General features: G+C 64.3%; 11 protein-coding genes. 7 read left to right on the top strand and 4 right to left on the bottom strand.

Annotated features, from left to right (window positions below):
- Nucleotides 1–198: 198 nt before the first annotated feature.
- On the top strand, nucleotides 199–978 hold the full coding sequence (locus tag FNJ47_RS37880; protein ID WP_163160949.1) for an SDR family oxidoreductase: 780 nt from the start codon (nucleotides 199–201) through the stop codon (nucleotides 976–978).
- Nucleotides 979–1,163: 185 nt separating this feature from the next.
- Here FNJ47_RS37880 and FNJ47_RS37885 read toward each other — a convergent pair whose 3' ends face one another.
- On the bottom strand, nucleotides 1,164–1,463 hold the full coding sequence (locus tag FNJ47_RS37885; RefSeq protein WP_021077434.1) for an HU family DNA-binding protein: 300 nt from the start codon (nucleotides 1,461–1,463) through the stop codon (nucleotides 1,164–1,166).
- Nucleotides 1,464–1,907: 444 nt separating this feature from the next.
- Between FNJ47_RS37885 and FNJ47_RS37890 the strand changes: the two genes are divergently transcribed.
- The 4 genes from FNJ47_RS37890 to FNJ47_RS37905 all read left to right on the top strand — a co-directional run bounded on the left by FNJ47_RS37890 (nucleotide 1,908) and on the right by FNJ47_RS37905 (nucleotide 7,152).
- Entirely contained in the window at nucleotides 1,908–3,521 is a 1,614-nt protein-coding gene (locus FNJ47_RS37890) for an ABC transporter substrate-binding protein (protein ID WP_163160950.1), read from the top strand.
- Between the two features lie 198 nt (nucleotides 3,522–3,719).
- Nucleotides 3,720–4,697 carry an ABC transporter permease gene (locus FNJ47_RS37895; protein ID WP_163160951.1) on the top strand — a complete coding sequence of 326 codons (978 nt, stop codon included), beginning with the start codon at nucleotides 3,720–3,722 and terminating at the stop codon, nucleotides 4,695–4,697.
- A gap of 2 nt (nucleotides 4,698–4,699) precedes the next feature.
- Nucleotides 4,700–5,530: an ABC transporter permease gene (locus tag FNJ47_RS37900; RefSeq protein WP_163160952.1), complete on the top strand. Its 831-nt coding sequence runs from the start codon at nucleotides 4,700–4,702 to the stop codon at nucleotides 5,528–5,530.
- The gene (locus FNJ47_RS37905; protein WP_163160953.1) at nucleotides 5,527–7,152 is read left to right on the top strand and encodes an ABC transporter ATP-binding protein; all 1,626 of its coding nucleotides are present in this window, start codon (nucleotides 5,527–5,529) and stop codon (nucleotides 7,150–7,152) included. The genes FNJ47_RS37900 and FNJ47_RS37905 overlap by 4 nt, the downstream gene beginning before the upstream one ends.
- A gap of 15 nt (nucleotides 7,153–7,167) precedes the next feature.
- Here FNJ47_RS37905 and FNJ47_RS37910 read toward each other — a convergent pair whose 3' ends face one another.
- The 3 genes from FNJ47_RS37910 to FNJ47_RS37920 all read right to left on the bottom strand — a co-directional run bounded on the left by FNJ47_RS37910 (nucleotide 7,168) and on the right by FNJ47_RS37920 (nucleotide 11,238).
- Nucleotides 7,168–8,313, bottom strand: coding sequence for a fructose-1,6-bisphosphatase (locus FNJ47_RS37910; protein WP_163160954.1), 1,146 nt, complete (start codon nucleotides 8,311–8,313; stop codon nucleotides 7,168–7,170).
- A gap of 216 nt (nucleotides 8,314–8,529) precedes the next feature.
- Complete coding sequence (locus FNJ47_RS37915; RefSeq protein WP_163160955.1) at nucleotides 8,530–9,717, bottom strand: 6-phosphofructokinase; 1,188 nt, start codon at nucleotides 9,715–9,717, stop codon at nucleotides 8,530–8,532.
- Nucleotides 9,718–9,870: 153 nt separating this feature from the next.
- A complete protein-coding gene (locus FNJ47_RS37920; RefSeq protein WP_163160958.1) occupies nucleotides 9,871–11,238 on the bottom strand; it encodes an NAD(P)/FAD-dependent oxidoreductase in 1,368 nt (455 codons plus the stop codon).
- A gap of 78 nt (nucleotides 11,239–11,316) precedes the next feature.
- On the opposite strand from FNJ47_RS37920, the gene FNJ47_RS37925 reads away from it, so the two are divergent.
- Complete coding sequence (locus FNJ47_RS37925) at nucleotides 11,317–12,171, top strand: VOC family protein (RefSeq protein WP_163160956.1); 855 nt, start codon at nucleotides 11,317–11,319, stop codon at nucleotides 12,169–12,171.
- A 265-nt stretch (nucleotides 12,172–12,436) separates the two neighbouring features.
- A partial coding sequence (locus FNJ47_RS37930) for an ABC transporter substrate-binding protein (RefSeq protein ID WP_163160957.1) occupies nucleotides 12,437–13,618 on the top strand: 1,182 nt, incomplete at its 3' end.

Below are 13,618 nucleotides of genomic sequence, written 5' to 3' on the forward strand. Positions count from 1 at the left end.
CCCCACCCTCCCCCTTTCAGGGTGAGGGAGCTTGACGGCGGTGCTCACCTCGCACCGCACCACAATGGAGACATCCGATGTCCGGCCCGCTCCATCTCGCGATGATCGTCACGGCACACCTGCTCTGCATGACCTTGTTGGTCGCGCTGTCGGTTTGATAGCGTTCTCTCCGGGACCTTGATCCATCGGAGAACAACAATGAACCTATCGATGAAGGACCGCGTGGCGGTGGTCACCGGCGGCAGCAAAGGTATCGGGATCGCGGTGGCGCGGCGGTTTGCGGAATCCGGCGCCAAGGTCGCGATCCTCGCCCGCGGCGCAGCCGACCTCGCAGCGGCGCGCGAGGCGCTCGCCAAGGACGGACTTGCGGTACGCGACTACGTCTGCGACGTCGCGAAGGCCGCCGACATCAGCAAGGCCCACGACCAGATCGTCGCCGACTTGGGCAAGATCGACGTGCTGGTCAACAATGCCGGCACAGCGCGCACGCTCGCCTTCGAGAGCATCAGCGATGAGGACTGGCAGGAGGACCTCGACCTCAAGCTGTTTGCCGCGATCCGCTTCAGCCGGCTGGTTTGGCCGGGCATGAAGCAGCGCAAATGGGGCCGCATCATCAACGTGCTCAACACCTTTGCGAAGGCCCCGGCCGGCAATTCCGCGCCCACATCGGTGTCGCGTGCCGCCGGCATGGCGCTGACCAAGGTCATGGCCAATGAAGGCGGCGAGCACAATATCCTGGTGAATGCGCTCTTGGTCGGCCTGATCATGAGCGATCAATGGGTCAAGCGACACGCTGCCCAGGCGCCGAACACGGATTTCGGGGAGTTCGCCAAGGGCCTTGCCAAGGGCACGCCGCTCGGCCGCATCGGCACGGCGGAGGAGTTCGCCAACCTCGCCTGCTTCCTGGCCTCGGAGCAAGGCTCCTACATCACCGGCACCGCCATCAATGTCGATGGTGGCCGATCGCCGGTGGTCTAGAATTCCGGTGGTCTAGAACTCCGGTCCTGGCTTGACCAGGACCGGAGCTCCGGATGCTTGCTTTGGCGCGTTTCCACATGCGAGCCGGTGTCCATTTCGCTCGAACACTCTCGCGGGCAGGCAACCTACTGCGGCTGGCTAACGGCTCAAAAGCAAAAGGCCTCCGTCACCGGAGGCCTTTCATCTTAAACCGCGTCCTTGGCGGCCTTGACCGGCCGTGCGCGGACGATCTTCCGGGCCGGCTTGGCCTTGAACATCATCTCTTCGCCGGTGAAGGGGTTGGTGCCCTTGCGCGCCTTGGTCGCAGGCTTCTTGACGACAACGAACTTCGCGAAGCCGGGGACGAGGAACACCCCGGCCTTCTTCAGCTCCTTGTGGCCGACATCGACGAGCGAGTCCAAAACGTTCTTGACGTCGCGCTTGGAGAGTTCGGTGGTGGTCGCGATCTTCTCGATCACTTGCGACTTCGACAGTTGGGTAGCCATGGTTGCTCCATTGATTCTGGAGTGGGCACGATATGGCGGAAAACGCCGAGAAAAACAGTGTTTTCTGCACTCACCACACGAATATCGCTGTGGACAGCGCCCGAATCAGGATTTTTTCCAGTGTTTTTTCCAGTCAAGTCGCTTCCGACCCCTAAAATTACAGCGTTTGCGCGGCTTCGGGGCTCCCGAAACGCCCCCTGAAGAGAATCACCTTGCGCATCTCGCGCCGCCGCGGTGCGACAATGCCGCGCACAATTCGGGTGGCGAAGCGCCGCGGTGCGCCACTTCAGGTTTCGGAAAGGATCCTCCAAAAGGCCGCGGCATTAGGAAATGAGCCGGGTTCGACTCGGGTTCCCTTTCCAAGGTAACATCGGTGCAAGGCGGCCACGACCGATCGGCCGGCCGCCCGATGCAAGCCTTTAGTTACGTTCCGGAGACCCGCGTATGGATTTGAGCCGCCTCGAGATCAACCGCCGCACCGCCCTTCTGACCTCGGCCGCAATTGCCGCCAATGTCATCAATCCGATGCGGGCCTTCGCGCAGGAGACCCCGCGCAAGGGCGGCGTGTTCAACGTCCATTACGGCGCCGAGCAGCGCCAGCTCAACCCCAGCATCCAGGCCTCGACCGGGGTCTACATCATCGGCGGCAAGATCCAGGAAAATCTCGTCGACCTCGACGCCAGCGGTCAGCCGGTCGGCGTGCTCGCCGAGAGCTGGGAGGCGACGCCGGACGGCAAGACCGTCACCTTCAAGCTGCGCAAGGGCATCACCTGGCATGACGGCAAGCCGTTCACCTCGGAGGACGTCGCCTTCACCGCGATGAACATGTGGAAGAAGATCCTCAACTACGGATCGACGCTGCAGCTATTCCTCACGTCAGTCGATACGCCCGATCCGCAGACCGCGATCTTCCGCTACGAGCGGCCGATGCCGCTGAACCTGCTGCTGCGCGCCCTGCCCGACCTCGGCTACGTCTCCGCCAAACACCTCTATGAGAGCGGCGACATCAGGCAGAACCCAACCAATCTGGCGCCGGTCGGCACCGGTCCGTTCAAATTCGTCAAATATGAGCGTGGGCAGTACATCATCGCTGACCGCAACCCGGATTACTGGCGGCCGAACGCGCCCTATCTCGACCGCATCGTCTGGAAGGTGATCACCGACCGCGCCGCCGCAGCCGCCCAGATGGAGGCCGGCGAACTGCACTACAGCCCGTTCTCCGGCCTGACGATCTCGGACATGGCGCGGCTCGGCAAGGACAAGCGCTTCGTCGTCTCGACCAAGGGCAATGAAGGCAACGCCCGCACCAACACCATCGAGTTCAACTTCCGGCGCAAGGAACTGGCCGACATCCGCGTCCGCCGCGCCATCGCACACGCGATCAACGTGCCGTTCTTCATCGACAATTTCCTGGGCGATTTTGCCAAGCTCGGCACCGGGCCGATCCCGTCGACCTCGACCGACTTCTATCCCGGGCCGAACACCCCGCAATATCCTTACGACAAGGCCAAGGCCATCGCGCAGCTCGACGAGGCCGGGTTCAAGGCCTCCGGCGGCAACCGCTTCTCGCTGAAGCTGCTGCCGGCACCGTGGGGCGAGGACATCTCGCTGTGGTCGACCTTCATCCAGCAGTCGCTGAGCGAAGTCGGCATCCAGGTCGACATCGTGCGCAACGACGGCGGCGGCTTCCTCAAGCAGGTCTATGACGACCACGCCTTCGATCTCGCCACCGGCTGGCACCAGTATCGCAACGACCCCGCGGTCTCGACCACGGTGTGGTACCGCTCCGGCCAACCCAAGGGCGCGCCGTGGACCAATCAGTGGGGCTGGGAGGACAAGACCGTCGACAAGACCATCGACGATGCCGCAACCGAAGTCGATCCGGCCAAGCGCAAGGCGCTCTATGCCGATTTCGTCAAGGAGGTGAACACCGAGCTGCCGGTCTGGATGCCGATCGAGCAGATCTTCGTCACGGTGATCACCGCCAAGGCGCGCAACCACTCCAACACCCCGCGCTGGGGCTCGGCGAGCTGGCACGATCTTTGGCTTTCGGCGTAAGACCCGCTTTCCCTTCTCCCTCTCCCCGTTCTTCACGGGGAGAGGGCTGGGGTGAGGGGCCCTCTCCGCGATATTGATCCATCGATAGACCTGTACCCCCTCACCCGGACTGCTTCGCAGTCCGACCTCTCCCCGCAAGCGGGGCGAGGTAAGAGAGAGGCCAGTGTCCACGTCGTCTGAACACGCTATAGATAAAGCATGCGTATCCTGAGCCTTGCGGGGCGGCGGCTTGCCGCCTCGATTCCGACCTTGTTCCTGATCCTGATCGGCGTGTTCCTGCTGTTACAGCTCGCGCCGGGCGACACCGTCGATGCGCTGATGGCGCAGATGGGCGGCGGCGATGCCGCGACCGCCGAGGCGCTGCGCAAGTTCTACGGGCTCGACCTCTCGGTTCCGGCGCAGCTCGGCAACTATCTGTGGCATTTGGTGCGGCTCGACCTCGGCTTCTCCTCGATCTACGGCAAGCCAGTGGCGAACGTGATCCTGGAACGGCTGCCGCCGACCATCCTGCTGATGACGGCGTCGCTGTCGTTTGCGTTCTTCTTCGGCCTCGTGTTCGGCGTGATCGCCGCGCGCGGCGTTAACCGTTGGCCGGACACGATGATCTCCACCCTCGGCCTGATCTTTTACGCCACGCCCTCGTTCTGGTTCGGGCTGATGGCGATCGTGGTGTTCTCGGTCTATCTGCAATGGCTGCCGCCGGGCGGTTTCGAGGACATCGGCACCGTCCAGACCGGGATCTGGCGCGTGCTCGATATCGCAGCCCATCTCGTGCTGCCGACGCTGACGCTCGGGCTGATCTTCCTTGCGATTTACCTGCGCATCATGCGTGCCTCGATGCTGGAGGTCTTGAACCTCGATTTCGTCCGCACCGCCCGCGCCAAGGGGCTGGACGAAACCCATGTCATCACCCGCCACGTGCTGCGCAACGCGCTGCTGCCGATGGTGACACTGATCGGATTGCAGGCCGGCACCATGCTCGGCGGCTCGGTCGTGGTCGAGAGCGTGTTCTCGCTGCCCGGCCTCGGCCGCCTCGCCTATGAATCCGTGGTGCAGCGCGACCTCAATACGCTGCTCGGCATCGTCTTCGTCTCGGCGCTGCTTGTCATATCGGTGAACTTCGTCGTCGACCTGCTCTACGCGCGGCTCGACCCGCGCATCGCGGCGGAGGGCTGACGATGGACGCGGCGAAACGCTATTTCCGCAGCCCGGCCGCGGTGATCGGCCTGATCCTGCTGCTGCTGGTGATCGCGATGGCTGTCAGCGCGGGTTTCCTCTATCCGCGCGATCCGCTTGCCTTGGCAGGCCGGCCGCTGGTCTGGCCGTTCTCCAACCCACGCTTTTTGCTCGGGACAGATAATTCCGGACGCGACATCGCCGCGCAGATCTTCTACGGCGCGCGGATTTCGCTCCTGATCGGCGGGGTCGCCACGATGATCGCAATCCTGATCGGCATCCTGGTCGGCGCCTTCGCCGGCTATTACGGCGGCTGGGTCGACAACGTGCTGATGCGGATCACCGAGGCGTTCCAGACCTTGCCGAACTTCGTGCTGCTGCTGGTGCTGGTCGCGGTGTTCGGCTCGACGCTGACCACGGTGACCATCGCGGTTGGCGTGGTGTCGTGGCCGGCGCCGGCACGGTTGACCCGCGCCGAATTCCTGTCGCTGCGCAACCGCGAATTCGTCCAGGCCGGCAAGACCCTCGGCATGAAGGACGTCCAGCTGATCCTCGGCGAGATCCTGCCCAACGCACTGCCACCCGTGATCGTCTATGCCAGCGTGGTGATGGCGGTCGCGATCCTCTTGGAAAGCGCGCTCGCTTTCTTAAGGCTGTCCGATCCCAACGTCGCCTCCTGGGGTAATCTGATCGGGCTCGGCCGCGACGTGCTCCGGGTGCAGTGGTACGTCTCGGCGATCCCCGGCATCGCGATCCTCGTCACCGTGCTCGCGGTGTCGCTGGTCGGCCAGGGGCTGAACGACGCGCTCAATCCAAGGCTGAAGAGCCGATGAGCGAGATGGTCCTTTCGCTCGACGGCCTGACGGTGCGCCTCCCCAAGGGCGCCGACCGGCCGCATGCGCTGTCCGACGTTTCCCTGTCTGTCGCGTCGAATAAGATCCTCTGCGTGGTCGGCGAATCCGGCTCCGGCAAGTCGATGATGGCGAACGCCATCATGCGGCTGCTGCCGCACGAGGTTACCATCGAACGAGGCCGGATGATGTTCGACGGCCGCGATCTCTGCGCCGCAGATAGCGCCGAGATGCGCGATGTGCGCGGCGCCGGGATCGCGATGATCTTCCAGGAGCCGATGACGGCGCTCAACCCGCTGCGCACCATCGGCGACCAGATCGGCGAGATGTTTGCGATCCACACCGGCCTGTCCAAGACCGAGATCAATGCGCGGGTCGAGGCGCTGCTCGAGGACGTGCGCATCCCCGATCCCACGGCAGCCGCAAAGGCCTATCCGCACGAACTCTCCGGTGGCCAGCGCCAGCGCGCCATGATCGCGATGGCGCTCGCGCTCGACCCGAAGCTCCTGATCGCCGACGAGCCGACCACCGCGCTCGACGTCACGACGCAGGCGCAGATCCTGAAGCTGATCCGCGATCTGCAGCAGCGCAAGAAGACCGCGGTGCTGTTCATCACCCATGATTTCGGCGTGGTCGCCGAGATCGCCGACCGCGTCGTGGTGATGCAGCACGGTGCAATCGTCGAGCAAGGCACAGCCGACAAGGTACTGAACGATCCGCAGCACGCCTACACCAAGCAGCTGATATCAGCCGTGCCGCCGCTGACGGCGCCGCCACCGCGCATCCTGTCCGGCAAGGATATCCTGACCATCGAGGGGGTTTCAAAAACCTACCGCACCGGCGGCTTCCTCGGCCGCGGCGCGCGGATCACGGAAGCGGTGAAGAACGTCTCGCTGCGCCTGCCGCGCGGCGCGACGCTCGGCATCGTCGGCGAATCCGGTTCGGGCAAATCGACGCTGGCGCGCTGCATCGTCCGGCTGATCGATCCCGACACCGGATCGATCGTGCTCGACGGCAAGGACTGGGCAAAACTCGACCGCGACGAGATCAGGCGAGAGACCCGCCACATCCAGATGGTGTTCCAGGATCCGTTCGCCTCGCTCAACCCACGCCGCAAGGCGGCCGAGCTGGTGGCGCAGGGACCGATCGTGCACGGCACCGACCGCGCCACCGCGATCGCGGAGGCGCGAAAGCTGTTCGAGCTGGTCGGGCTCGACCCGTCCGCCGGCGACCGCTACCCGCACGAATTCTCCGGCGGCCAGCGACAGCGCATCGGGCTTGCGCGAGCACTGGCGCTGAAGCCCGACGTGCTGGTCGCCGACGAGCCGGTCTCGGCGCTCGACGTGTCGGTGCAGGCGCAGGTGCTAAAGCTGCTCGCCGGGCTGCGCCAGCAGCTCGGCCTCTCCATCATCTTCATCACCCACGATCTGCGCGTCGCCGCGCAGATCTGCGATCTCGTCGCGGTCATGAAAGATGGCGCCGTGGTCGAGCAAGGGCTGACCGCCGAGGTGTTCGGTAAGCCCCAGCACCCCTATACGCAGGCGCTGCTGTCAGCGATCCCCGGCGGCGCGTTCGCGCGCGAGCACGATACCGCGACCGTGTAGCCGGCACGCGCGGCCCTACTCCGCCGCTTGTGGCTTGGGCTCCTCGCGCAGCCGGAAGCGCTTCAGCAATCCGGATACCGTGTCGCGGAAGCCGCCATATTCCAGCTCGGAATAGGGTAGCATGGCGGCACCGGACCAGCCCTGGCTGCGCATCTCGATCGCCTTGCGCTGGGCGCGCTGGCGGACCTCGTCCCACGCAAGGTTGTCAAAGAAATCGGTATAGGACTCCGAGAACTTCCCGTCCCGGTCGATCGAGAAGCCGACGCAAGAGACGATCGGCAGGCAGTACATCCCCGTCACCGGGGTGTTGAGCGGCACCGGCATGAGCGGCATCACATGCGAGCCGCGCGCGTCGCCGCCGACGAAGTGCGCCTTGGCGAAGGGCGAGATGATTTCTTCGGGCGCCGCGAAAATGCCCTGGTTCCTGACGACCGCGACCGGATCATCCTTGCCGGTGTACTTGCCTGCGATGGAGTGAAGGCGCTGGGCCGAAACGGCGACGGCGACCTCGCCATAGGTTTTCGAGACGATGCGGTCAATGCCGAAGCGCTCGTTGTCGCGAAGCAGCGCGGCAATGTGGTAGCCGTCCGCCGGCGCGTCGAGTTCGATCACGCTGTCGCCTGCCGTGTTATCCATGTCGATGATATGGAAACGGAAGCCCTTGATCATCGGGGGCAGCATCAGCCCGGCGCAATACATGGGATCGGCAAAAGCCAGATAGAGCGGCAGGTTGTAGGCGCCGGGGCCGCACTTGTCGGCGGCAAACACCATGAAGGACTCCGCGGGTCTCGCGCCCGAGAGGCTGTGGTCGAAGCTGAGCTCGGCGACGGCCGGGCCGGCGCCGCGAACGTTTCCGGAAGGGGCGTCGACGAGAAGATCCTGGCCGGCGCCGTAGAGCCCGGAGGTTTTTGCAACCGCAGTGGCTGCAAGAAACGTCTTCCAGGCGAATTGATGGATCTCGGAACTCCCCTCGCCCCGTGTGTGCGTCATGATGATCGCGATGTCGTCGCCAGTGTGGCGGACGAAACCGTCGATCAGGAGACCATTGTCGATCGCTTTCGCGACCTCCCCTTCGACAGCCGCCATCATGCGTGTAGATGGCTTCGTATGGCCCCCAACGGAGCCAATGTCAGCCTTGATGACCGAAATGGTGAGTCTCATGAGCATCCCTCCGACCGCAGCTCAGCGCCTTACCCTCGGCGCTTGCTACGCCGGGGGCAACGGCGCTGCTCATTCGCGAAAAGAACGTTGTGTGGTGCGATAGGTTCCCTTGTAGGATCCATCGGAATTATGGCCGCGCTTGCGGCTTGTGTCGATGCGCGCCAACCATGCATTCGGAATAGCCGGCCATGCTCGATGGGGTTACCACCTTCCGCGCTAGAAAGTGCGGTTGAGAAAGATCGGCAAGCCCCGCTTGTTGGAATAGAGAGGACGATAGCGCTCCGTGTTGTACGCACTTGCGACGTCCAGTTTGCGCGGCCCGAGCTTGGCGTCGGGGATCGGCACGAGGTCGTAGCGGCCCTCGACCAGCGCCGACATGAGGCCGGTTTTGCCTTCCAGGATTGCATCGTAGGCCATGTTGCCGAACGTCAGCGCTACAAGCTTGTCGATGAAGTCCGGATCGCCTGACCGCAGGTCGTAGGTGAGGTCAGAGACGATCGTCTCCTCGCCGGTGCGCCGCTTGATCTCGTCCGCGAACGCTTCCGCCACGCTCGCCTTCCTGCGGTGACCGTAGGCGTCAGGCTCGCCGAATTCCTGTACCTTGTAGCCCTCCCACTCGGCGCCCTCGCTGAGCACGATCAGCGCGTAGTTGCTTGGGTTGCCGTGCTTGTCATCGACTAGAAGCTGGATCAGCTTGTCGAGATTGACCTTGTACTCCGGTATGGCGCATCGGATCGAGGTCGCGTATGCGGTATAGAGTGCCGTAAAGCCGGCATCGCGACCAAAGATGCGGAAAATGCCGATTCGCTCGTGCGAACCGACGGTGGTGCGCTGGCGCTGGATGGCATCGCTGGCACGAGTGATCGCGGTCGAGAAGCCGATGCAGTATTCGGTGTTGCGAACGTCGTTGTCCATCGTCTTCGGGATGGCAATGATCTTGACGCCGAGCCCGTTGAGCTTATCCGCATAGCTGAGAGTATCGTCGCCGCCGATGGCGATCAGATGCTCGATGCCGAGCCCCGCGAGGTTCGCTAGCACCTGGCTGGTGAGATCGTACGTCGTGGTTGCGATGCCGCCCTTGGTGCTCCGGGAAACCGGAAAGTCGCGGCCCGCGAGATGATCGGGCAATTTCTTCATTTTGGAGGGATTGGTGCGGCTCGAGTGCAGCACGGTGCCGCCGCGCCGGTCGATGACGCGCGTATTTTCGCGGTTCAGCGGGATGACGTAATGGGATTTGCTCGCCGGGTCGTCGAGGTTCAGGTGTGTGAGGGCCTCCCAGCCGCGGCGGAGACCGACAACCTCGATGTCGTCCTCGCTGCCGCGATATGTCACGCTCTTGATCACCGCGTTGAGGCCGGGGACGTCACCGCCGCCCGTGAGAATACCAATGCGCTTCCTCGCCATGCCCACCTCCCAGGACTCGGTATGTGGCAATAACGCCTGCGTCGCGTCGGGGTTTCCACAACACTATCCGCCAACGGCGGAATCCTCGTGATCGCGGCGCTCCACCGGACCGGTTTGGGCTCCCATTCTTCGAAGCGCAACGTTGGTCCGCGCTCACCTGGACCGGCGCGAGGCGAGCAAATGCTCCGCCCAGCGCAGCAACTCGAAGCGATCGCCCTTGACCAGCTCCTGCGCATCGCGCTGCCGGTACAGCACCAGCATCCAGGGCGCGAGCTTGCGCAACAAGCCGTGCGCCATGTACTGCATCGGCTCGGTGAACGGCAGCGCCAGCTCGCTTTCCGGCACGCCCTGTACCGCCCGCGCCAATTCGCGGCCGAGCGGGATGGTCAGCGCGACGGCGCGGCCGTTGCAGCCGGTCCAGCCATAGGCGTTCGGTCCGAGGCGATGCATGCGCGGCAGGAAATCCGCGGTCATCCCGACATACCCGTTCCAGACATAGTCGAACGAGACGTCACCGATCTGCGGCCACAGGCGCTGCAACCGCTCGGTCACCCGCGCCTTCAGCCGCTCGGTCTTGTCACCGGGGCCGAGCACGGCGCCGCCGGTGACGAGGCGATTGCGGGCGTCGTAGCGTGCGAAATAGAGCTCGCCATGGGTATCCGACATCGCCTGCCGGCCGGGGATGATGGTCTTGCGGACATTGTCCGACAGCGGCTGGGTCGCCATCTGCCACGACAGCACCGGCATCACCTCGGTCGCGATTTCAGGCACCAGCGATTTCGCAAACTCGCCGCTATAGGCATTGGTGGCGACGACCAGCGCGCGGCCGGAGATTTCGCCCTTCTCGGTCTTCACCACCCAGCGCTCGCCGCGGCGCTCGAAAGCGAGCGCAGGCGAACGGGCGTAGATCCGCGCACCGAGCCCGAGCACGGTGCGCGCAAGGCCCCGCGCCAGCGCCAGCGGATTGACGTGGCCGCCGGTCCTGTTCCAGAAGCCGCCGAACCACGCATCCGAACCGAGCATGTCCCGGGTCTGGTCGCGCGACAGCAATTCGACCGGCGCGCCGAATCTCGACCATTGCTGCACCCGTCGTTCGGCGATCTTGATCCGCCCGGGCGAATGCACCGGCTGCACCCAGCCGGCCTGTTCCTGCTCGGCCTCGATGTTGTAGCGTCTGACGACGTCGAACAGCATTGCCGCGCTGTCGCGCAGCATCGCGACGAAGCGTTCGCCGGCCGCGCCGTGCCTCTTGATGATGTCATCGGGATCGGGGCGCGACAGCGTCGGGATCACCTGGCCGTTGTTGCGGCCCGAGGCGCCCCAGCCCGGCTCTGCGGCCTCGACGATCGCGACGTCGACATTGGCCTCGCGCAGATGCAGCGCGGTCGACAGCCCCGTGAAGCCGCCGCCGATGATGACGACGTCGGCCTGCTGCGCGCCGGTCAATTCGGGGCAATCGGGCCCTGACGGCGTCACAGCTGCCCAGAGCGAATTGGGCCAGCGCACGGCATTGCTGGTCATCATGATCCTTTCTTGCGGGCGCCCGGTCATTCTGGTTAGCTTCACTCTACTCTCCTATTTCAGCCGGGAAGACAACAAGTGGCACTCAAGAACGTCATCGGAATCGATCACGCCGTAGTCATGGTGAAAGACCTCGACAAGGCGGCCGAGAATTACAAGCGGCTCGGCTTCACCGTGTCGCCGCGCGGCACCCACAGCGCGCATATGGGGTCGGGCAACTACACCATCATGTTCGACCCTGATTACATGGAATTGCTCGGCGTGCTGACGCCGACGGAACACAATGCTCCGGCGCGCGCCTTCCTGGAGAAGCGCGGCGAAGGCATCGAACGGATCGCGTTCACCGCGGTGGATTCCACCGCCGGTGCCGAGGAGATCCGCGCACGCGGCTATGCGCCGATCGGGCCGACCGATTTCGAACGCCCTGTGAGCTTGCCTGATGGCACCGTCTCCGCGGCGAAATTCCGCACCTTCCAGTGGCCGACCGCCGAGGCGCCGGGCGGCGTCCGCATCTTCGCTTGCCAGCACAAGACCCGCGAGACGGTGTGGATTCCCGAACTGATGACGCACGCCAATGGGGCAAAACGCCTCAAGCAGGTGCTGATCGTCTCGCCCGAACCCGCGGCCGATGCCGCGCATCTGTCCAAGATGATCGATATCGCCGCGAGGCACGATCCCGACGGTGCGGTTGCGGTGCCGTCCGGCGGCGATCGCGCCGACTTCGTGTTCCTGACCAGGGATCAGCTCGGCAAGCGCTATCCCGGCGTGTCGCTGGACGGCCTGTCCGAGCGCGGCGGCGCCGGCCTCGTGATCGCGGCCGACCTTGCCGCCACCGAGAAGGCGCTCGGCGCGACCGGCGTGAAGCACGGCGGCGGCATCACCGTGCCGCCGGCTGCTGCGAACGGCACCCTGCTCGCCTTCGTCAAGGCCTAACTGTTTCCCGTCATCCCCGCGCAAAGGCTTCGCCTTTGCGCGGGGATGACGGGTTTAAGAGGATACGCGGCGCTGCATCATGCGGCGCCGCGCATGTTGCGCAAGACGACGCGCAGAAGCGCTCAAGCATCGATGCGATTTTTGATCGCATCAATGCTGTTGGTGCATTGGTCGATGCACGGTCCGTCCGGAAAACCGGTGTTCACTTTTCCGGATCATGCTCTAGTATCCCTGCCAAACAAGAAGCAGTCCCTGGGAGAGAAACATGTCGCATCACCTGATCTCGCGCCGGCAGATGCTGGCGGGCACGGCCGCCGCAGGGGCGGTTGGATTGACCGGTTTTCCGGCCCGCGCCGAGGTCAACTGGAAGAAATATTCCGGCACCACGCTCGAAGTCAGCCTCGCCAAGGGACCGCGCGGCGACAATCTGCAAAAATACATCAAGGAATTCACCGAGCTCACCGGCATCAAGGTCGAATCGGAGCAGGTCCCCGAGCAGCAGCAGCGCCAGAAATGCGTGATCGAACTGTCGTCGGGCAAGCCGAGCTTCGACGTCGTTCACCTCAGCTATCACGTGCAGAAGCGGCAATTCGAGAAGGCCGGCTGGCTCGCCGACATGTCGGGCTATCTTAGGGATCCGAGCCTGACGCTGCCGGACCTCGTCGAGAGCGATTTCTCCGCAGCCGGCCTGCAATATGCACGCAACGACAAGGGCCAGATGCTGTCGCTGCCGTGGTCGGTCGACTATTTCATCCTCTACTACAACAAGGAGTTGTTCCAGAAGAAGGGCGTCGGGGTCCCGAAGACGCTGGAGGAGATGGCGGTCGCCGCCGAGAAGCTCACCGATCCCAAGGAAGGCATCTACGGCTTCGTCGGCCGCGGCCTGCGCAACGCCAACATGGCGATGTGGACCAACTTCTATCTGAACTACGGCGGCGAATTCCTCGATGCGAAGGGCAATATCCTGACCGATGGCCCCGAGGCCGTCGAAGCGACAAAACTCTATCAGCGGCTGCTGACCAAATGCGCGCCGCCCGGCGTCGCCGGCTTCAACTGGATGGAGTCGATGGCGTCCTTCACCCAAGGCAGATCTGCGATGTGGATCGACGCCGACGGCTGGGCGCCGCCGCTGGAAGATCCCGCCGCCTCACGCGTCGTCGGCAAGGTCGGCTACACGCTGGTGCCCGCCGGCCCCAAGGGCAGTTTCTCATCGACCTATGGCGACGGCGTCGGCATCGCAGCCGCCAGCAAGAACAAGGAAGCCGCCTATCTGCTCTGCCAATGGGTGGTTTCGAAGGGACAAGGCGCGCGCCTGCTGCAGGCCGGCGGCGGCGTTCCGTTCCGCAACTCCATCGTCGACGATGCCGAGGTCGCCAAGGGCGTCAAGACCAAGGAATGGCTGCAATCGGTGGTCGATTCCGCCAAGATCTCCAAGCTCGGCCTGCCT

The sequence above is a fragment of the Bradyrhizobium uaiense genome, from assembly GCF_010811875.1.
Lineage (GTDB): Bacteria > Pseudomonadota > Alphaproteobacteria > Rhizobiales > Xanthobacteraceae > Bradyrhizobium > Bradyrhizobium uaiense.

Excerpts from the sequence above, each read along its gene's own strand:
- FNJ47_RS37900 (WP_163160952.1), top strand. The coding sequence starts at position 4,700 with ATGGACGCGGCGAAACGCTATTTCCGCAGCCCGGCCGCGGTGATCGGC.
- FNJ47_RS37905 (WP_163160953.1), top strand. The coding sequence starts at position 5,527 with ATGAGCGAGATGGTCCTTTCGCTCGACGGCCTGACGGTGCGCCTCCCC.
- FNJ47_RS37885 (WP_021077434.1), bottom strand. The coding sequence starts at position 1,463 with ATGGCTACCCAACTGTCGAAGTCGCAAGTGATCGAGAAGATCGCGACC.
- FNJ47_RS37880 (WP_163160949.1), top strand. The coding sequence starts at position 199 with ATGAACCTATCGATGAAGGACCGCGTGGCGGTGGTCACCGGCGGCAGC.
- FNJ47_RS37915 (WP_163160955.1), bottom strand. The coding sequence starts at position 9,717 with ATGGCGAGGAAGCGCATTGGTATTCTCACGGGCGGCGGTGACGTCCCC.
- FNJ47_RS37910 (WP_163160954.1), bottom strand. The coding sequence starts at position 8,313 with ATGAGACTCACCATTTCGGTCATCAAGGCTGACATTGGCTCCGTTGGG.
- FNJ47_RS37890 (WP_163160950.1), top strand. The coding sequence starts at position 1,908 with ATGGATTTGAGCCGCCTCGAGATCAACCGCCGCACCGCCCTTCTGACC.
- FNJ47_RS37895 (WP_163160951.1), top strand. The coding sequence starts at position 3,720 with ATGCGTATCCTGAGCCTTGCGGGGCGGCGGCTTGCCGCCTCGATTCCG.
- FNJ47_RS37920 (WP_163160958.1), bottom strand. The coding sequence starts at position 11,238 with ATGACCAGCAATGCCGTGCGCTGGCCCAATTCGCTCTGGGCAGCTGTG.